Origin of the sequence: Hydrogenophaga sedimenti, from assembly GCF_051857515.1 — a bacterium.
GTDB lineage: Bacteria > Pseudomonadota > Gammaproteobacteria > Burkholderiales > Burkholderiaceae_C > Hydrogenophaga.
The window spans coordinates 426,119-444,405 of sequence record NZ_JBPZHA010000002.1 but is presented as its reverse complement, the minus strand read 5'-3'; the positions used below and the strand labels follow the sequence as shown (position 1 = coordinate 444,405).

Annotated in this window: 19 protein-coding genes and 2 pseudogenes; 13 read left to right on the top strand and 8 right to left on the bottom strand. The window is 69.1% G+C overall.

Features of this window, described 5'->3' with window-relative positions:
* Window positions 1–83: 83 nt before the first annotated feature.
* From zwf to ACS5NL_RS04770, 6 genes are all read left to right on the top strand, one after another.
* The gene (gene zwf, locus ACS5NL_RS04795) at window positions 84–1,556 is read left to right on the top strand and encodes a glucose-6-phosphate dehydrogenase (protein WP_439352498.1); all 1,473 of its coding nucleotides are present in this window, start codon (window positions 84–86) and stop codon (window positions 1,554–1,556) included.
* Between the two features lie 2 nt (window positions 1,557–1,558).
* The gene (gene pgl / locus ACS5NL_RS04790; protein ID WP_439352497.1) at window positions 1,559–2,251 is read left to right on the top strand and encodes a 6-phosphogluconolactonase; all 693 of its coding nucleotides are present in this window, start codon (window positions 1,559–1,561) and stop codon (window positions 2,249–2,251) included.
* A gap of 12 nt (window positions 2,252–2,263) precedes the next feature.
* Window positions 2,264–4,093, top strand: a complete 1,830-nt coding sequence (edd, locus tag ACS5NL_RS04785) for a phosphogluconate dehydratase (RefSeq protein WP_439352496.1) — start codon at window positions 2,264–2,266, stop codon at window positions 4,091–4,093.
* 120 nt (window positions 4,094–4,213) lie between these two features.
* The gene (locus tag ACS5NL_RS04780) at window positions 4,214–4,852 is read left to right on the top strand and encodes a bifunctional 4-hydroxy-2-oxoglutarate aldolase/2-dehydro-3-deoxy-phosphogluconate aldolase (RefSeq protein WP_439352495.1); all 639 of its coding nucleotides are present in this window, start codon (window positions 4,214–4,216) and stop codon (window positions 4,850–4,852) included.
* Between the two features lie 36 nt (window positions 4,853–4,888).
* Window positions 4,889–6,484: a glucose-6-phosphate isomerase gene (gene pgi / locus ACS5NL_RS04775; protein ID WP_439352494.1), complete on the top strand. Its 1,596-nt coding sequence runs from the start codon at window positions 4,889–4,891 to the stop codon at window positions 6,482–6,484.
* Window positions 6,484–6,870, top strand: coding sequence for a methylglyoxal synthase (locus tag ACS5NL_RS04770; RefSeq protein WP_439352493.1), 387 nt, complete (start codon window positions 6,484–6,486; stop codon window positions 6,868–6,870). The genes pgi and ACS5NL_RS04770 overlap by 1 nt, the downstream gene beginning before the upstream one ends.
* On the opposite strand, the gene ACS5NL_RS04765 is transcribed toward ACS5NL_RS04770, so the two are convergent.
* From ACS5NL_RS04765 to ACS5NL_RS04750, 4 genes are all read right to left on the bottom strand, one after another.
* Window positions 6,839–7,210 carry a hypothetical protein gene (locus tag ACS5NL_RS04765; RefSeq protein WP_439352492.1) on the bottom strand — a complete coding sequence of 124 codons (372 nt, stop codon included), beginning with the start codon at window positions 7,208–7,210 and terminating at the stop codon, window positions 6,839–6,841. The two genes, ACS5NL_RS04770 and ACS5NL_RS04765, sit on opposite strands and share 32 nt — an antisense overlap.
* A gap of 154 nt (window positions 7,211–7,364) precedes the next feature.
* Window positions 7,365–7,649: a hypothetical protein gene (locus tag ACS5NL_RS04760; RefSeq protein WP_439352491.1), complete on the bottom strand. Its 285-nt coding sequence runs from the start codon at window positions 7,647–7,649 to the stop codon at window positions 7,365–7,367.
* Window positions 7,650–7,803: 154 nt separating this feature from the next.
* Window positions 7,804–8,238 carry a hypothetical protein gene (locus ACS5NL_RS04755; RefSeq protein ID WP_439352490.1) on the bottom strand — a complete coding sequence of 145 codons (435 nt, stop codon included), beginning with the start codon at window positions 8,236–8,238 and terminating at the stop codon, window positions 7,804–7,806.
* A 70-nt stretch (window positions 8,239–8,308) separates the two neighbouring features.
* Window positions 8,309–8,911 (bottom strand): HD domain-containing protein, encoded by a 603-nt coding sequence (locus ACS5NL_RS04750; RefSeq protein WP_439352555.1) that lies wholly within the window; start codon window positions 8,909–8,911, stop codon window positions 8,309–8,311.
* A gap of 280 nt (window positions 8,912–9,191) precedes the next feature.
* Between ACS5NL_RS04750 and ACS5NL_RS04745 the strand changes: the two are divergent.
* A pseudogene (locus ACS5NL_RS04745) lies at window positions 9,192–9,455 on the top strand (methylglyoxal synthase); the annotation flags it as partial.
* Window positions 9,456–9,468: 13 nt separating this feature from the next.
* On the opposite strand, the gene ACS5NL_RS04740 reads toward ACS5NL_RS04745, so the two are convergent.
* The 4 genes and pseudogenes from ACS5NL_RS04740 to ACS5NL_RS04725 all read right to left on the bottom strand — a co-directional run bounded on the left by ACS5NL_RS04740 (window position 9,469) and on the right by ACS5NL_RS04725 (window position 12,159).
* Window positions 9,469–9,972, bottom strand: coding sequence for a hypothetical protein (locus tag ACS5NL_RS04740; RefSeq protein WP_439352489.1), 504 nt, complete (start codon window positions 9,970–9,972; stop codon window positions 9,469–9,471).
* Between the two features lie 104 nt (window positions 9,973–10,076).
* A complete protein-coding gene (locus tag ACS5NL_RS04735) occupies window positions 10,077–10,691 on the bottom strand; it encodes an HD domain-containing protein (RefSeq protein WP_439352554.1) in 615 nt (204 codons plus the stop codon).
* A gap of 417 nt (window positions 10,692–11,108) precedes the next feature.
* Window positions 11,109–11,363 (bottom strand): annotated as a pseudogene (locus ACS5NL_RS04730) (VOC family protein); the annotation flags it as partial.
* A gap of 10 nt (window positions 11,364–11,373) precedes the next feature.
* Window positions 11,374–12,159, bottom strand: coding sequence for an IclR family transcriptional regulator (locus ACS5NL_RS04725; RefSeq protein WP_439352488.1), 786 nt, complete (start codon window positions 12,157–12,159; stop codon window positions 11,374–11,376).
* A 129-nt stretch (window positions 12,160–12,288) separates the two neighbouring features.
* Between ACS5NL_RS04725 and ACS5NL_RS04720 the strand changes: the two genes are divergently transcribed.
* The 6 genes from ACS5NL_RS04720 (at window position 12,289) to ACS5NL_RS04695 (ending at window position 18,261) form a co-directional block, all read left to right on the top strand.
* Window positions 12,289–13,269, top strand: coding sequence for a Bug family tripartite tricarboxylate transporter substrate binding protein (locus tag ACS5NL_RS04720; RefSeq protein ID WP_439352487.1), 981 nt, complete (start codon window positions 12,289–12,291; stop codon window positions 13,267–13,269).
* 190 nt (window positions 13,270–13,459) lie between these two features.
* Window positions 13,460–14,143: an RraA family protein gene (locus ACS5NL_RS04715; RefSeq protein ID WP_439352486.1), complete on the top strand. Its 684-nt coding sequence runs from the start codon at window positions 13,460–13,462 to the stop codon at window positions 14,141–14,143.
* Entirely contained in the window at window positions 14,140–15,075 is a 936-nt protein-coding gene (locus tag ACS5NL_RS04710; RefSeq protein ID WP_439352485.1) for an NAD(P)-dependent oxidoreductase, read from the top strand. Before ACS5NL_RS04715 ends, ACS5NL_RS04710 begins: the two co-directional genes overlap by 4 nt.
* Before the next feature lie 21 nt (window positions 15,076–15,096).
* A complete protein-coding gene (locus tag ACS5NL_RS04705; protein WP_439352484.1) occupies window positions 15,097–16,176 on the top strand; it encodes a cyclase family protein in 1,080 nt (359 codons plus the stop codon).
* A gap of 44 nt (window positions 16,177–16,220) precedes the next feature.
* Entirely contained in the window at window positions 16,221–17,207 is a 987-nt protein-coding gene (locus ACS5NL_RS04700; protein WP_439352483.1) for a Bug family tripartite tricarboxylate transporter substrate binding protein, read from the top strand.
* 55 nt (window positions 17,208–17,262) lie between these two features.
* Window positions 17,263–18,261, top strand: coding sequence for a Bug family tripartite tricarboxylate transporter substrate binding protein (locus ACS5NL_RS04695; protein ID WP_439352482.1), 999 nt, complete (start codon window positions 17,263–17,265; stop codon window positions 18,259–18,261).
* Window positions 18,262–18,287 lie beyond the last annotated feature (26 nt).

The following is an 18,287-nucleotide window of genomic DNA, read 5'->3' as shown; positions in this document are numbered from 1 at the left end:
GCTGAAGGGTCTGCTGCAAAAAGTACCCACGATGTAACTTAATTACCATAAACTCCGCCCAACACAGGTAACCAGGTTCGACCATGGCCACTTCCCCCACCCCTACGCCCGCCGCCCCGCTGGACCTCGTCATCTTCGGTGGCGTGGGCGACCTCTCGGTCCGCAAGCTGCTGCCCGCGCTGTACATGGCGCACCTGCACAACAACCTGCCCGAGCAGACCCGCATCCATGCGCTGGGCCGCCAGAGCTGGGACCGCGCCGCCTTCCTGCACTTCATCCACGAGAAGGTGCGCGGCTTCATCGGCGAGAAGGCCTACACCGACGAGGCCTGGGCGACCTTCGTGCGCCGCCTCACCTACGTCTGCGTCGACGCCACCGACCCGGCCAGCTTCCTGGGCCTCAAGGCCGAGATGCAGCCCGGCTCCGACCGCGTGTACTACCTGGCCACGGCGCCCAGCCTGTTTGTCGGCATCTGCGCCAACCTGCAGAGCGCCGGCCTGATCGACGAGCGCGCCCGCGTGGTGCTGGAAAAGCCGCTGGGCCACGACCTGGCCTCGGCGCGCCAGATCAACAACGACGTCGCCCAGTACTTCGAGGAACAACAGGTGTTCCGCATCGACCACTACCTGGGCAAGGAAACGGTGCAGAACCTGATGGTGCTGCGCTTTGGCAACAGCATCTTCGAGCCGCTGTGGCGCAGCCCGCAGATCAAGAGCATCCAGATCACCGTGGCCGAGAGCGTGGGCGTGGGCAGCCGCGCCGGCTTCTACGACGGCACCGGCGCCATGCGCGACATGGTGCAGAACCACCTGCTGCAGCTGCTGTGCATCGTGGCCATGGAACCGCCGGTCTCGCTGGACCCGGACGCCGTGCGCGATGAAAAGCTCAAGGTGCTGCGTTCGCTGCGCCCGATGACGATCGCCGATGTGGCCAAGGACACCGTGCGTGGCCAATACACCGCCGGCGCCTCGGGCGGCGAAGCCGCGGCGGGTTACCTGCAGGAAGAAAACATCCCCGAAGACAGCGGCACCGAAACCTTCGTCGCGCTCAAGGCCCACATCAACAACTGGCGCTGGGCCAACGTGCCGATCTTCCTGCGCACCGGCAAGCGCTTGGCGGCGCGCCAGTCCGAGATCGTGATCGAGTTCGCCGAGCTGCCCTTCACCATCTTCAACGACTCGGCCCACAAGTCGGTCAACCGGCTGCTGATCCGCCTGCAGCCTGAAGAACACATCCAGCTGCAGATGATGGCCAAGGAACCCGGCAGCGGCATGAAGCTGCGCCCGGTGAGCCTGAACCTGGACCTGGAATCGGCCTTCACCGGCCGCCGCGCCGAGGCCTACGAACGCCTGCTGATCGACGTCATCAAGGGCCGCCTGACGCACTTCATGCGCCGCGACGAGCTGGAAGCCGCCTGGGCCTGGGTCGAACCCATCATCGACGGCTGGCAGCAGCTGGGCGAGAAGCCCAAGCCCTACACCGCCGGCAGCTGGGGGCCTGCGGCTTCGTCTGCCTTGATGGCCCGCGAAGGCTCTTCGTGGGTCGAGGAATCCTGAACATGGCCGTGACCGAACACCCTGGCGCAACGCCCGGCGCCATCGCCAGCCACCTGGCCGACGCCCTGCGCGCCGCCATCGCCGCGCGCGGCCAGGCCAGCCTGGCGGTCTCGGGTGGCAAGTCGCCGATCCCGGTGTTCGAGGCCCTGCGCACGCAGGACCTGGACTGGGCGCGGGTGACGGTGGTGCTGGTCGACGAGCGCATCGTGCCGCACGACCATGCCGACAGCAACACCGCCCTGGTGCGCCGGCACCTGCTGCAAGGCGCCGCCGCGGCCGCCCGCTTCCTGCCGTTCTTCGGCGAGTTGCCGGCGCAGTTCAACGCCGAGGTGCTCGACACCCTGGCCGCCGACGCCGAATCGCGCATCGCCGAGCTGCCCTGGCCGCTGGACGTGGCGGTGCTGGGCATGGGCGAAGACGCCCACACCGCGTCGCTGTTCCCCGGCGCCGCCGGCTACGCCCGCGCGATCGCAACCGGTCGGCGCCTGGCCTGGGTCGTGCCCGACACCGCGCCACACGCCCGCCTGTCCTTCACCCTGAGCGCCCTGCTCGCCGCGCGCGAACTGCTGCTCTCCATCGCCGGCGACACCAAAGTCGTCGTCTACCGGCAAGCCGCGCTCTCGCGCGACGAAGCCCTGCCCATCTCCCTGGTCCTGCACCAGGACCAGGCCCCGCTGAGCGTCTGGATCGCCTGAACGGAACCCCCCATGAACGCCCCTCTGCACACCACCCTCGCCCGCGTCACCCAGCGCATCATCGACCGCTCCGCCGACCTGCGCGGCCAGTACCTGCACACCGTCGAGACCTCGGCCAAGGCGGGCACCCAGCGCGCCGGCATGGGCTGCGCCAACATGGCCCACACGACGGCCGCGATGCCGTCCAACGACAAGCTCAAGATCCACGCCGAGAAGGCGCCGCACCTGGGCGTGGTCACGGCCTACAACGACATGCTCTCGGCCCACCAGCCGTATGAGCACTACCCCGAGCTGCTGCGCGCGCACGCCCGCTCGCTTGGCTTCTCGGCCCAGGTCGCGGGCGGCGTGCCCGCCATGTGCGACGGCGTCACGCAGGGCGCGGCCGGCATGGAGCTGTCGCTGTTCTCGCGCGACGTGATCGCGCTCTCGACCGCCGTCGCGCTCTCCCACAACGTGTTCGACGCCGCGCTGATGCTCGGCGTCTGCGACAAGATCGTGCCCGGCCTGTTCATGGGCGCGCTGCAGTTCGGCCACCTCTCGACCGTGTTCGTGCCGGCCGGCCCGATGACCACCGGCCTGTCGAACGACGCCAAGGCCAAGGTGCGCCAGCAGTACGCGCAGGGCCTGGTCGGCCGCGACGCGCTGCTGGAGAGCGAAGCCGCCGCCTACCACTCGCCGGGCACCTGCACCTTCTACGGCACCGCCAACAGCAACCAGATGCTGATGGAGATCATGGGCCTGCACCTGCCGGGCTCGTCCTTCGTCAACCCCGGCACCGGGCTGCGCGAGGCGCTGAGCAAGGCGGCGATGGACCGCGCGTTCGCCAACACCGGCCGCACCGGCCAGCCGGCGATCCGCCTGGCGGACATCGTGGGCGAGAAGACCATCGTCAACGGCATCGTCGGCCTGCTGGCCACCGGTGGCTCGACCAACCACACCATCCACCTGATCGCGATGGCGCGCGCCGCCGGCATCCTGATCGACTGGGACGACTTCGCCGAACTCTCGGGCGTGGTCCCGCTGCTGGCCCGCGTCTACCCCAACGGCAAGGCCGACGTGAACCACTTCCACGCCGCCGGCGGCATGGGCTTCCTGATGCAGGAGCTTCTCAATAACGGCCTGCTGCACGGCGACGTCAAGACGGTGATGGGCGAAGGCCTGGCCGCCTACACGCAGGAACCCTGGATGGACAACGGCCAGCTCGCCTGGCGCCCGGTGCCCGCGACCAGCGCCGACACCGCCGTGCTGCGCCCCGTCAGCGAGCCCTTCAGCGCCGACGGCGGCCTGCGCCTGCTGCAGGGCAACCTGGGCCGCAGCGTGGTCAAGGTCTCGGCCGTGGCGCCCGAACACCGCGTGGTGCGCGCGCCGGCCGTGGTCGTGAGCGACCAGCAGGACCTGCTGGCCCTGTTCAACGCCGGCCAGATCAACAAGGACCTGATCGCCGTGGTGCGCTACCAGGGCCCGCGCGCCAACGGCATGCCCGAGCTGCACAAGCTCACACCGCCGCTGGCCGTGCTGCAAGACAAGGGCTTCAAGGTCGCGCTCGTCACCGACGGCCGCATGAGCGGCGCGTCGGGCAAGGTGCCGGCCGCCATCCACCTGAGCCCCGAAGCCCTGGCCGACGGCCCGATCGCGCGCGTGATGGACGGCGACATGATCACGCTCGACTGCGAACGCGGCGTGCTGGAGGTCGAGGTCGACGCCGCCACCTTCGCCGCCCGCCCGGTGCACCACCCCGACCTCAGCCACAACGCGCACGGCACCGGCCGCGAGCTGTTCGGCCTGTTCCGCGCACACGCGAGCACCCCCGAATCCGGCGCATCCCCGCTGTTCGGCGACTGAGATGACCCACCCCCGCGCCGCCTTCGGCGTCACCCCCCCAAGGGGGCATCAGCTGTGGCCCGGCAAAGCCGGTTCCACGCTGATCCCGAAGACTTCAGCAACGCCTCACACAGACACACCATGACCACCACCTGCTTCTCTCGCCCCGCTTTCAAGTCCCGCGTCGTGCCCGTGATCGTGCTGGCCGACCCGGCCCACGCCGTGCCGCTGGCGCACGCGCTGCTCGAAGGCGGCATCGACGTGATGGAGATCACCCTGCGCTCGGACGCCGCGCTCCAATCCATCGAAGCGGTCGCCAAGGCCGTGCCGCAGATGCACCTGGGCGCCGGCACCGTGACCCGCGTGGCCGAAGTCCAGCGAGTGATCGACGCGGGCGCCACGTTCGCACTCTCGCCCGGCGCGACCGACAAGCTGGTCAGCACCGTCAAGGCGGCCAAGCTGCCCTTCATCCCCGGCGTGATGACACCCGGCGAGGTCATGCACCGCCGCGAACAGGGCTTCACGCTGATGAAGCTGTTCCCCGCGCAGCAGGCCGGCGGCCTGGGCATGCTCAAGGCCCTGGGCGCACCGATCCCCGACGTGATGTTCTGCCCCACCGGCGGCGTCAGCCCCGAGAACCTCAAGGACTTCCTCAAGCTGCCCAACGTCGCCATGGCCGGCGGCAGCTGGCTGACCCCGGCCGACGCGCTGGCGGCCGGCGACTGGGCGCGCATCACGCGCCTGGCCCGGGAAGCGACCGAACTCGCTGCGCAGGTATAAACAGCGGATTCCCCTCTGGCCACAACGACCCAGACCATGTCTCACACCAACCCCACCTCCCTTCCCGCCTGGCAACGTCTGGCCGAGCTCGCCGCCCTGCCCCAGCCGCACCTGCGCGAACGCCTGACCCAGCCCGGCCGCGATGCGATGCAGGCCGCCGCCTCCGGCACCGGCATCCGCCTGGACTTCACGCGCCAGGCCTTTGACGGCGCGATCTGGTCGGCGCTGCTGTCGCTGGCCAACGAGGCGCAGGTCGAAGCCCAGCGCAACGCGATGTTCGCGGGCGAGTCCATCAACACCAGCGAACAGCGCGCGGTGCTGCACGTGGCCCTGCGTGGCACCCCCGGCGCGACCGGCGACGCGGCCCCCTGGGGCCCTGACATCCAGCAACTGGTGCAGGACGAGCTCGACCGCGTCTGCGCCTTCGCCGAGCGCGTGCGCGCCGGCGAAGTGAAGAGCAGCACCGGCGCGGCTTTCACCGACGTGGTGAACATCGGCATCGGCGGCTCCGACCTCGGTCCGCGCATGGCGGCCGACGCGCTGGCCCATCTCTGCAGCGACGGCCGGACAGGCCTGCGGGTGCACTTCGTCAGCAACCCCGACGCCTGGGCCCTGCACAGCACGCTGCGTGGCCTGGACCCGAAAACCACGATGGTGATCGTCGCCAGCAAGACCTTCACCACCCAGGAAACCATGACCAACGCCGCCAGCGCCCGCCGCTGGCTGGAAGACGGCGGCATCACCGGCACCGCGCAGAGCGCCCACCTGGTCGCCATCACCGCCGCGCCGCAGAAATCCGGCGCCGCCGGCTACCCGGCCGAACACACCTTCACCTTCTGGGACTGGGTCGGCGGCCGCTACTCCGTGTGGTCGGCGCTGGGCATGCCGCTGGCGATGGCGATCGGCGCCAAGGCCTTCCGCGAGTTCCTCGCCGGCGGTCAGGCCATGGACGCGCACTTCCGCGCCGCGCCGCTGGCGCAGAACCTGCCCGTCATCCTGGCGCTCAGCGGCGTGTGGAACCGCAACTTCCTGAACTGCCCGACGCAGCTGCTCTCGTGCTACCCCAGCCGCCTGGTGCGCTTCGCGCCCTTCGTGCAGCAGATGGACATGGAGAGCAACGGCAAGCGCACGCGCAAGGACGGCCAGCCCGTCGAGGCCGGCACCGGCCCCATCCTCTGGGGCGGCCTGGGCATCGACGGACAGCACGCCTACTTCCAGCTGCTGCACCAGGGCACGCACCGCGTGCCGGTGGAGTTCGTCGGCGTCGAAACCGAAGACACCGCGCTGCCGCTGGCGGCCGAACACCACCGCGTGGTCAACCTCAACCTGCGTGCGCAATCGCAGGCCATGGCCGTCGGCCGCAACGCCGCCGACACGCTCAAGGCCCTGATGGCCGAAGGCCAGACGGTCGAGCAGGCCGAGCCCTTCGTGAGCCAGCGCAGCTTCGAAGGCAACGTGCCCAACAGCGTGCTCTGGATCGACCAGCTGACCCCGCACCGCCTGGGCGCGCTGATCGCGCTGTACGAACACAAGGTGTTTGTGCAGGCCGCGGTCTGGGGCATCAACGCCTACGACCAGTGGGGCGTGGAGCTTGGGAAAACGATGGCAAAAGCCATGGAAAAGCAGGCCTGATGCGCATCGCCCTCGTCGCCCACGACCGCAAGAAAGACGACATGGTGGCCCTGGCCACCGAGTTCGCGCCGCTGCTCAAACAGCACACCCTCATGGCCACCGGCACCACCGGCGGCCGGTTGCAGGCCGAGGTGGGCCTGACGGTCGAACGCCTGCTCAGCGGCCCGCTGGGCGGTGACCTGCAGATCGGCGCCCGGCTCTCGGTGGGCGAGGTGGACGCCGTCGTGTTCCTGCGCGATCCCATGACTGCCCAGCCGCACGAGCCGGATATCAACGCGCTGGTGCGCGCCTGCGACGTGCACGACGTGCCGTGCGCGACGAATGTGGCGACGGCGCGGATGCTGCTGGGCAGTATCACCAACGCCAGAGATAAAAACCGGCAGTGATCACGATGGCGGCGCAGAGAAAGAGCACACTGCGCCAGCCCGGTCGCAGCAGCAGACTCTTGTGATGCCGGCGAGGGTGGCAGAAGACTTCCACCGCCCCTGACGCGTCCGCCTGCACCAGACTGGGCAGCAGCAACGCCGTGTTCCTGAAAGCACCAGAAGCGGACATCTTCCAGACGGAGATCTCTCTGCCCTGGTGCTCAACGCCATCGACGAAATACCGGTACAGCGCCGACGGCACGTGGTCCCGATCGCCGGAGCCTGATTCGGGCGTGCCCAAAGGTCGCATGCCCAGCTCCAGCAACTGACCGTGGGTGCTGGACCAGCGACGCACGCGCACGCGTGTTCCACAACGACCCCGCCAGCACGATCAGCACGTAGACGGTGGCCCAGAAGTGGATGCCCTGCAGCTCTTTGTGCAGGGCCAGTTCGAACATGCGTTGGAGGTAGTCCATCGCGTCAAAGGGCGATCAGAGGACGGGTCAGATGTCGATTCACTTTTTCTGCGCCTTCAGTCGTCGAAAGGTGCGAAGCAACTCTTTGCTCTCGGGGCTTTCAACGAACCATGTGTTGCAGCTTGATACGCCCCTGCTCTCGTCCAGCGTGAAAAGGTAGTCTTTCCCCGCCAGAAGCGGCATGGAACACATGGTGGCGAGGTACTCCGCGTCACCAATGACCTTGTGTGAAGCACCAACGGTGCCTTTGAATATTTCGGAGGGAATCACCGTGGCGTGCACCACTTCGCGCCCTGAAGCATCGCGCCCTTCTTTGTTCAGCACCAGGGATGTAGACACCACGCGGCCCACAAATACCAGCGGGGAACTCCCCCATCGTTCCGACCCCGTCATGCGAACGCAGCTGCATGCCTGTGCAGACGTCCACAACATCAATGCAAAGAACAGAACCGCGCATTGCTTCATCAGGTGGCCATTTCTAAAACTGCGGCGTCAGCCAGATTTCCAGATTGCGCCAGGAGTTTGGCCCCAGTGGCTTCCACTTTGCCAAGTCGCGCCAACAAACCAACCGCCCGTCGTCGGTCCCCAAGTCCATGAGGGGAGACGAATACACCGTGGCATCCCCTTTTTTGATTTCAAGGCCGAATCTGTTGGGTACGTACGCAGACTGACCTGCGAAAAAAACCCTCCATGTGGTTGCCGCCGGAAACTGGAACCCACCGTCCTTGTCGGTGGCGGTGGAGGCCAACGGCAACGCCTTCCCGTCGCGACCGTGAAGGTCGACTACGCCCACCCACAACCCCTCCAAGCCATCTCCGCGCTCATTGACCACACGACCGCTCACCTCAGGCACCAATTCACTGAGGTGAGGAAAGCAGCCCGCGAGCGCCACGACCACTGCCAGCATCAGCATCCGTCTTCTCAATGCCATCACTCCCGTATTGACCTGTCTTTCCGCTGATCGAGCGGTGTACACGGCGAGTCTATGCTGTGACCATTCTGAGGTTGTCCCGCGCCTGTGCCTCGAACCGCTCCCGGAACCTCTCAGTCCCATAGATCGCCGGCCGCGCCAGAAACCCCGCCAGCACCTCCTTGCGTTTGCGCCGGTACAGCCAGCTCGGCACCCATCGGTACTCATCCCTTACCTGCGCGTCGTACTCGGCAAAGCGCGCCGGGTCGGCGCCAAGGATGGCGAGGTCGATGTCGACCAGCAAGCGTGCGTCGGAGTCCACCGGTTCGGCATCGTGGCAGGTGGCCATGATGAGGGCGCGCACGCGCAGTTGCACCTCGTCGCATGCGCCGGCCTGCGCCAGCGCATCGCAGGCCCAGTCGGCGCTGCGGGCTTTATTGTCCTTGCCTTGCGGGTCGTAGACCGCGTCGTGGAACCACAGCGCGAGTTCGACTTCACCAGGACGCTGCGCGAGGTCCAGCGCCGGCTCCAGCAAGGCCAGGCATTCGCGCAGGTGCTGCTGCGTGTGATAGCGGCTCGGCGGCTCGGCCCAGGCATCGAGCAGGCGCGGCATCAGGCCGTCGGGCGCCGGCAGGCCCAGCGCCGACCAGGCGCGTTGCCAGGACCGCCCGGGCAGGCGCTCGTCGCTTAGCGAGACGCGCCATTGCCCGGTGGCGGTGGCCGCCAGCTCCAGCGTGTGGAAATGTTGCCCGGCCTGATCCGCCAGAGCGAGCCGCAGGCTGTGGTGCTGGTCGGACCGCGGCGAGACGCCCAGGCCCGGGACCGTGGAAACCAGGGTGCTCAGCAACGGCGCTGTGGCCACGTGCGCGGGCAGGCCGAGTTCGACCGACAGAACTTCGCCGAACCCAGCGGGCTTTTGCAGCAGGCCCCGGCGGGCCTCGGACCAGTCGATTCCCGACACCACCGGCGGCCGGTTGCAGGCCGAGGTGGGCCTGACGGTCGAGCGCCTGCTCAGCGGCCCGCTGGGCGGTGACCTGCAGATCGGCGCCCGGCTCTCGGTGGGCGAGGTCGACGCCGTCGTGTTCCTGCGCGATCCCATGACTGCCCAGCCGCACGAGCCGGACATCAACGCCCTGGTGCGCGCCTGCGACGTGCACGACGTGCCGTGCGCGACGAATGTGGCGACGGCGCGGGTCTTGCTGCACAGCCTCGAAGGCTGACGCCCGAAGGCGTTCAGTCCGGAATCCAGCCTCCCCGCTTGGCGTGGGTCTTTGTCCACGACTCGTTGAGCAGCCCGGTATCGATCTCGCACGAAGCGGTCTTCACAAAAATCCCGCCCTGCGGGTGCGGGGTGTGGATGTCGATCGACAGGACCCGCCGGTCTTTGCGCGGGTTGGTGTAGTAGGTTCTGAGGGGATCGGGCAGCAACCGCAGGTACCAGGCCAGACACTGGTCCGCGTCGGCCTCCAGTGGCGACTTCACCCGCACCGCCGGCTCGCCCGCCGGAGGCGGTTCTGCCGCCACCGGTGTCTCGGCCGGCGCCGCTGGCCGCACCACCGGGCCGGAACCCCATTCGCTCGAAGGGCGCAGGTCGAGCGACTCCTCCTTGCCACCGGCACAGGGCGTGTCCTGGTACACGACCGCACCGTTGCCCAGGGTGCACTTGTTGACCGCTCCCGCGGGTGCGGACCACACCGAGAGCACCACCCCCAACGCAACCACAGTCCGAAGAAACATCACGACCTCCAGCACCAGAAACCGGTTGACTGGATTGTGTGACCAGGGCCGGGTCGGACACCATGTCCCAGATCAAAAGGCCCCCGCCCGCCGCCGGGAACGGTCTACCCGATGGCCTGCTGCAGATTCCAGCGCGCCTGCGCCTCCAGCCGCTCCCGGAACCGCTCCGTGGCGTAGATCGCCGGCCGCGCCAGAAACCCCGCCAGCACCTCCTTGCGTTTAGCACGGTAAATCAGATCCGGCACCCATCGGTACTCCTCCCTTACCTGCGCGTCGTACTCGGCAAAGCGCGCCGGGTCGGTGCCAAGGATGGCGAGGTCGATGTCGACCAGCAACCGCGCATCTGGGTCCACCGGTTCGGCATCGTGGCAGGTGGCCATGATGAGGGCGCGCACGCGCAGTTGCACCGATTCATCTGCGCCAGCCTGCGCCAGCGCATCGCAGGCCCAGTCGGCGCTGCGGGCTTCGTTGTCCTTCCCTTGCGGGTCGTAGACCGCGTCGTGGAACCACAGCGCGAGTTCGACTTCACCAGGACGCTGCGCGAGGTCCAGCGCCGGCTCCAGCAAGGCCAGGCATTCGCGCAGGTGTTGCTGTGTGTGGTAGCGGCGCGGCGGTTCGGCCCAGGCATCGAGCAGGCGCGGCATCAGGCCGTCGGGTGCACGCAAGCCCAGCGCGGACCAGGCGCGTTGCCAGGACCGCCCGGGCAGGCGCTCGTCGATGAGCGAGACGCGCCATTGCCCGGTGGCGGTGGCCGCCAGCTCCAGCGTGTGGGACTGTTGCCCGGCCCGGTCCGCCAGCGCGAGCCGCAGGCTGTGGTGCTGGTCGGACCGCGGCGAGACGCCCAGGCCCGGGACCGTGGAAACCAGGGTGCTCAGCAACGGCGCGGTGGCCACGTGCGCGGGCAGGCCGAGTTCGACCGACAGGACTTCGCCGAACCCGGCGGGCTTTTGCAGCAGGCCCCGGCGGGCCTCGGGCCAGTCGACCGGGCGCTGGTTTCCCGGCGAGACGAACACCATCGGCAGCGCCGCCGCGTCGCCGGCGGTGGCGACGGGAATCGACAGGCCTTCGGGCAGGTAAGGCGGCCGGTAGTCCCAGGTGGGCAGGCCCGTGCCCGAGAGGTCACCGCGGACCGCGATGCCGAACGGGCAAGTGCCTTTGCCGCTCCACTGACTGCGTTCCCACAGGCGCGTGCGCGCGATCGCCGGGCTGCGGGCTTCGGCCTCGCTGGTGAGCCAGAGCAGCTCGAGATAGAGGTTGTCGAAGGCGAAACAGACGTTGGCCGTGCCCTGCCCCGGGTGGGCGCGGCGGTAGGTCTCGGTCAGGCCCAGGCGCTGGAGCGCCCCGATCTCGGGGCCGTCGGGTTCGATGAAGAGAAAGAGGTGGTCGATCATCGCGGGGGCCTCAGGGGTGCCAGGTGGCCGAGGTACCCTGCGGCAACTGGGACACGGGCCGGCGCGACCCCGCAATCGCATACGACAGCTCGTTGGCGGCGGTCATCACCGTCTGCGCCAGCTCCAGCAGGCGCGCCTCCGGCAACCGCGCCGTCGGCCCCGAGATGCACACCGAACCCAGCAGCCGCCAGTGCAGCCCGAACACCGGCGCCGACACGCTGGACACCTCGGCCTCGCGCTCGCCCATCGAGAGGTGGAAACCGCGCCGGCGGATCGATTCGTAGGGTTCGCCCGGTTCGCCCGAGAACGCCAGGATGACGCGGCCCGGCGCGCCCAGGTTCAGCGGCAGGCCGATGCCCACGCGCACGTGGTGGCGGATGGTCTGCGGCCCGTCGACCCGCGCCAGGCACTGGCGCTGCTGGCCTTCGCGCACGTAGAACGAGGCGCTTTCGCCGGTCTGCACCGTGAGCGCGCGCAGCACCGGTTCGACCACCTCGTGCACGTCGAACACGGCCTGGTAACACGCCCCCAGCCAGCCCGCCGCACGGCCCAGGCGCCAGCTGCCGTCCTCCTTCTGCACCAGGTAGTTGTCGGCCGCGAGCGTGCGCGCCAGCCGCAGCACCGTGGTCTTGTGCATGCCGGTGCGGCGGCTCATCTCGGCCAGGGTGAGCTGCGGGTCGTCCATGCCGAAGCTTTCCAGCAGGCGCAGGGCGCGCGTCACCGCGGTCACGCTGCCGGTGCTGGTCTCGTTCTCGCCCGGCGTGGAGGGCAATGGTGGCGTTTTTGCAGGTTTCATGGGTCGGTCGTCGTTTCGACTATCGAAACAGCATTGTATTCAGTGAAACACCTTCGTACAGTGCGATCCAGCCGCAAAACACACAGCGCAGCGGCCTTCCGACCAGAGCGCTGCCCCACGGAGACAAACATGACCGCCTTGAACCTTTCCCGCCGCCACGCCCTCGTCGCCGCCAGCCTGCTGCTGGCCGCCGGCACCGCCTTCGCCCAGGCCTACCCGGCCAAACCGATCAAGGTGATCGTGCCCTTCCCGGCCGGTGGTGGCACCGACCTGATTGCCCGCGAGGTCACCAACAAGATCCAGACCACCAAGGGCTGGAGCTTCATCGTCGAGAACCGGCCGGGCACCGGCGGCAACATCGGCATCGACGCGGTCGCCAAGTCGCCGGCCGATGGCTACACCATCGCCCTGGGCCAGACCAGCAACCTGGCGATCAACCCGACGCTCTACACCAAGATGCCGTACGACGCGGTCAAGGACCTGGCACCGGTCGGCCTGGTGGCCAGCGCACCGCTGGTGCTGGTGGTGGGCGCCGACTCGCCCTTCAAGACCCTGGCCGATGTGGTCGCGGCCAGCAAGGCCAAGCCCAACACCCTGAACATCGCGACCGCCGGCAACGGCACGGTGGCGCACCTGGCCAGCGAGCTGTTCCAGAAGACCGCCGGCGTGAGCTTCACGCACATCCCGTACAAGGGCGCCGCGGGCGCATCGACCGACGTGGTCAGTGGCCGGGTGGAGCTGTACATCTCCTCCGTGCCCACGCTGATCGGCTTCATCAAGAGCGGCAAGATGCGCCCGATCGCCGTCACCTCGCTCAAGCGCGTGGACGACCTGCCGGCCGTGCCGACGATTGCCGAGTCGGGCTACAAGGGCTTCGAGGCCGCCACCTGGTTCGGCTTCGTCGCGCCCACGGGCACGCCCAAGGAAGTGGTCACGCTGCTCAACGCCGAGCTGAACAAGGCCCTCACCGCGGCCGACCTGAAACAGAAGATCAGCGACCAGGGCGCCGACGTGCTGGGTGGCACGCCCGAAGCCTTTGCCAGCCTGATCAAGAGCGACCTCGCGCGTTGGGCTCCGATCATCAAGGCCTCGGGCGCAACGCTCGACTGACACCCCCTGCGCCGCTGACGCGGCTTCCCCCTCTGTCGCGCGCCTCCGGCGCTTCGAGGGGGACGCACCCTGTGGCCCGGCAAAGCCGGTTCCCCGGGTGCCCTGGAACCAGGCACTTCGCTCGTCGCCGGTCGCGCGCCGGCCCGGTGAGCACCGATTTCTTTCCCCTTCTTTATTGAGAGCCCACACCATGTCCCAGCCCGACATCGTCAAAGACTTCCCGCGCGTCGCGCCCGATCTGGTGGCGCAGGCCGCCCGGTTCCAGCCGGCGATTTTTTCCGACATCCACGGCCGCCGCGGCGCGCTGCACGGCCGCATCCAGGCCCTGCGCCCGCGCATGAAGCTGGCCGGCCCGGCCTTCACGGTGGAGGTACGCCCCGGCGACAACCTCATGATCCACGCCGCGATGGCGCTGGCGAAACCCGGCGACGTGCTGGTGATCGACGGCAAGGGCGACCAGACCTCGGCCCTCATGGGCACCATCATGATGACCGCCTGCCGCCAGCTCGGCCTGGCCGGTGTGGTGGTGGACGGCGCGGTGCGCGACAGCCTGGAGATCGACGAGATGGACTACCCGGTCTTCTCGGTCGGCACCAACCCCAACGGCCCGACCAAGAACAACGGCGGCCGCATCGGCCACCCCATCAGCATCGGCGGCGTGACGGTGCACCCGGGTGACTTCGTCATCGGCGACGGCGACGGCGTGGTGGTGGTCGAGCGCGAGGCGCTGGCCGATTTGCTGCCGCTGGCCGAGCACAAGGTGCAGGCCGAGGCCAAGCGCATCGCGCAGATCAAGGAAGGCAACACCTCGGCCTCGTGGCTGAGCGCCTCGCTGGTCGCCGCGGGCGTGCTCAAGCAAGGAGAATCCTTGTGAGCTCGAAGCCCGTCATCCTCGTCACCGGCGCCGACCTCGCGCCGCAGGCGCTGGCCCTGCTGAAAGACCATGAGGTGGTCTTTGCCGGCAAGACGCCGCAGCTGGCCGACGTGGCCGCGCTGGCGCGCCAGCACAACCCGGTCGGCATCATCGTGCGCTACAGCGGTGTGAACGCCGAGGTGATGGACGCGGCGCCCGCGTTGCGCGTGGTCTCCAAACACGGCAGCGGCACCGACACCATCGACAAGGCGGCGGCCGCCGAGCGCGGCATCGCCGTGACGGCCGCCGTGGGCGCCAACGCCGCGGCCGTGGCCGAGCAGGCTCTGGCCCTGCTGCTGGCCTGCGCCAAGTCGGTCGTGCAGCTGAACCAGCGCATGCACGGCGGCCACTGGGACAAGGCCACGCACAAGAGCCTGGAGCTGGGCGGCCGCACGGTCGGTCTGGTGGGCCTGGGCGCCATCGGCCTGCGCTTTGCGAAGATGGCCGACGCCATGGGCATGCGCGTGATTGGCTTCGACCCGTTCGCGAAAAACCTGCCGGACTACGTGACGGCGGTGGACCTGGACACGCTCTGGCGCGAGGCCGACGCGATCTCGCTGCACTGCCCGCTTACGCCCGAGAACAAGGGCCTGCTCACCGCGCAGACGCTGTCGCGCTGCAAGCCGGGCGTGATCGTGGTGAACACCGCGCGCGGCGGCCTGATCGACGAGCCGGCCCTGCTGGCCGCGGTGCAGTCCGGCCAGGTGCGCATGGCGGGGCTGGACAGCTTCGCCGTCGAGCCCATGACCGTGCCGCACATCTTCCACGGCCAGCCCGGCTTCATCCTCAGCCCGCACATCGGCGGCGTGACCAGCGACGCCTATGTGAACATGGGCGTGGCCGCCGCGCAGAACACGCTGGCGGTGCTGCAGCAGGCCGCCACCACGGCCTGAGCTTCCGCCGCCCCGACCACCATGAACACCCCACGCTGGCAACACACCCCGCCGGGCAGCCACTGGGGCGAGTTCGGCGCCGACGACCCGCTCGGCCGCATGAACCTGGTGAACGCGGCCAAGGTGCTGCAGGGCGTGGCCGAGGTGCGCACCGGCCAGACCTTCTGCCTCTCGCTGCCGCTGGACGTGCCGGGCGGCCAGGCCCTCAACCCGAGGCGCATGCCGCCGCGCCGCTACAGCGTGCTGCGCGACGGCAACAGCGCCGGGCAGCAGGGCTTTTGCTGGTCGTACCAGGGCGAAGACCCGGACCTGACCGACGTCGTCAACGACGACGTGGTGCTGATGAGCCTGCAGTACTCCACCCAGTGGGACAGCCTGGCCCACGTCGGCAGCCACTTCGACGCCGACGGCGACGGCGTGGCCGAGGCGGTGTTCTACAACGGCCACCGCGCGGGCGGCGCGATCCGCCCCGGACAGGAAGACCCGCAGGCGCCTGCACCCTGGGCCCGCTACCCGGACCCGGTGGCCGGCGCACTGGACATCGCCAACCTGGCCGCCCACGGCGCGCAGGGGCGCGGCGTGATGATCGACCTGGAACACCACATCGGTCGCCAGCGGCAGGCTGTGGGCTACGACGCGCTGATGCGCATCCTCGACGCCGACCGCGTGGCGGTCGAGCCGGGCGACATGGTCTGCCTGCACACCGGCTTTGCCGACACGCTGCTGGCCATGAACCGCCAGCCCGACGTGGCGCAACTGCACGCCACCGGCAGCGGTCTCGACGGGCACGATGCGCGCCTGCTCAACTGGATCACCGACACGCGCCTGGCCTGCCTGGTGGCCGACAACCCGGCCGTGGAGCTGGTGGTGCCCAAGCTGGCCAGCGCCACCCAGGCAGGCCAGCCGCTGCGCCAGCCCCGCCTGCCGCTGCACGAACACTGTCTGTTCAAGAATGGCATCCACCTGGGCGAGCTCTGGTACCTCACCGAACTCGCCCGCTGGCTGCGACAGCACGGGCGCAGCCGCTTCCTGCTCACGGCGCCGCCGCTGCGTCTGCCCGGCGCGGTGGGCTCGCCGGCCACGCCCATCGCCACCGTCTGACACCACTGTCCGATACCGATTTCACACAACCACAGGAGACCCACATGAACCGACACCCGACCCGCCGATCCGTCCTGGCGGCCTGCGCCCTGCTGGGCCTGGCCTGCGCCACGCCGCTCGCCCAGGCCCAGACCGCCTGGCCCACCAAGGCCGTGCGCATCATCGTGCCCTACGGACCCGGGGGCGCGGTGGACGTGGTGACCCGCAAGATGGCGCAGAAGCTGACCGAGCAGACCGGCCAGAGCTTCTTCGTGGAGAACAAACCGGGCGCGACCGGCACCATCGGCGCCAGCCTGGCCGCCAGTGCCGCCCCGGACGGCTACACCCTGGTGGCCAACGACACCACCTACTCGCTGCTGCCCCACATCTTCAAGAAGTTGCCCTTTGACCCGCAGGCCGATCTGGTGCCGGTGAGCGCCTTCGTGTTCGCGCCCATGGGTCTGGCGGTCAACGCACAGTCGCGCTTCAAGACCCTGAACGACCTGCTGGCCGAAGCCAAGCGCGAAGCCAACAAGATCACCTACGGCACGGGCGGCCCCGGCACCACGCCACACTTCGCCACCGAGGCACTGGGCATCGCCGCGGGGGTGAACCTCATGCACATCCCGTTCAAGGGCGCGGGTGAAGCCACGGCCGCCATCCTCTCGAACACCATCGACATGCAGATCGCCTCCACCACCGGGCTGATGGGCAACGTCAAGGGGGGCAAGCTGCGCCTGCTGGCCGTCAGCGGCGACAAGCGCCTGGCCGCGCTGCCCGACGTGCCCACCTTCACCGAAACCGGCGTCAAGTGGCCCGGCGTGGTGAACTGGACCGGCCTGTGGGCGCCCAAGGGCACGCCGGCCGAGGTGACAGCCCGCCTGCAGAAGGAAATCGCCACCGCCATGGCCTCGGCCGACATGAAGACCTTCGCCGAGGGCATGGGCGCCGATGCGCGCCAGGTCGGTTCGGAAGCCTTCGGGCGGATGCTCAAGGACAGCACCGACGCCTGGGGCAAGGTCGCCGCCAACACCGCGTTCGAAAAGCAATAAGCACCGCGGGCGCCCGGTGACGGCGCTCGACCGGTGACCACCCGAGGAGACACACATGAACACACGGTTCGGGCCTTCGCGCGCCCAGACGATGCTCGGCTGGGCGGTCCTGATGACCGCCGCGGCCTCCCCAGCCATGGCCCAGGCCCAGACAGCGGCCTGGCCCGCCAAGCCGGTGCGCCTGGTGGTGGGCTTTGCCGCCGGCGGCCCCACCGACGTGGTCGCCCGAGGCTTCGCCGACCAGGCCGGCAAGGGCCTGGGACAACCCCTGGTGGTGGACAACAAACCCGGCGCCAACACCATCCTCGCGGCCGAAGCGGTGGCCAGCGCCAGCGACGGCCACACCCTGCTCATGGCCGCGACCAACCACACCATGATCCCGGCGCTCTACAGCGCGCGCATCAAGTTCGACGCGGTGCGCTCGTTCAAGCCGGTGTGCCGCATCGCCAGTGCGCCCACGGTGCTGGTGGTCGGCCCGGCACTGCCGGTCAAGAGCCTGGGCGAGTTCGTCGAACGGGCCAAGGCCGCCCCCATGGGCATCACCTACGCCACGCCGGGCATCGGCAGCTCGGTGCACTTCGCCAGCGAACTGTTCGCCCGCCAGGCGGCCGTGAAGCTGACCCACGTCCCCTACAAGGGCGCCGCCCCCGCGGTGGCCGACGTGATGGCCGGCCAGGTCGATGCCTCGTTCGCCACGCTCGGTTCGGTGCTGCCCCTGATCAAGTCCGGCAGGCTGACCGCGCTGGCCCTGGCGCACCCGCAGCGCTCGGCGCAACTGCCCGGCGTGCCCACCTTTGCCGAAGCGGGTTTCAAGGAATACGCCGCCGATGCCTGGTACGGCCTGCTGGCGCCAGCCAGCACCCCGGAGCCGGTCATGGCCCTGCTGCAACGCGAGGCCCGCGCCTACGCCGCATCGCCCGCCGGGGCCGAGAAGCTGCGCTCGCTGGGCATGGAACCCCAGGTGCAGTGCGGCGACGCCTTCGCGCAGGACGTGGCGCGCGAAACCGCGGTCTGGACCCAGATCGCGCAGCAACTCAAGCTCAAGGTCGACTGATCCGCCCAAAACACAACAGGAGACAT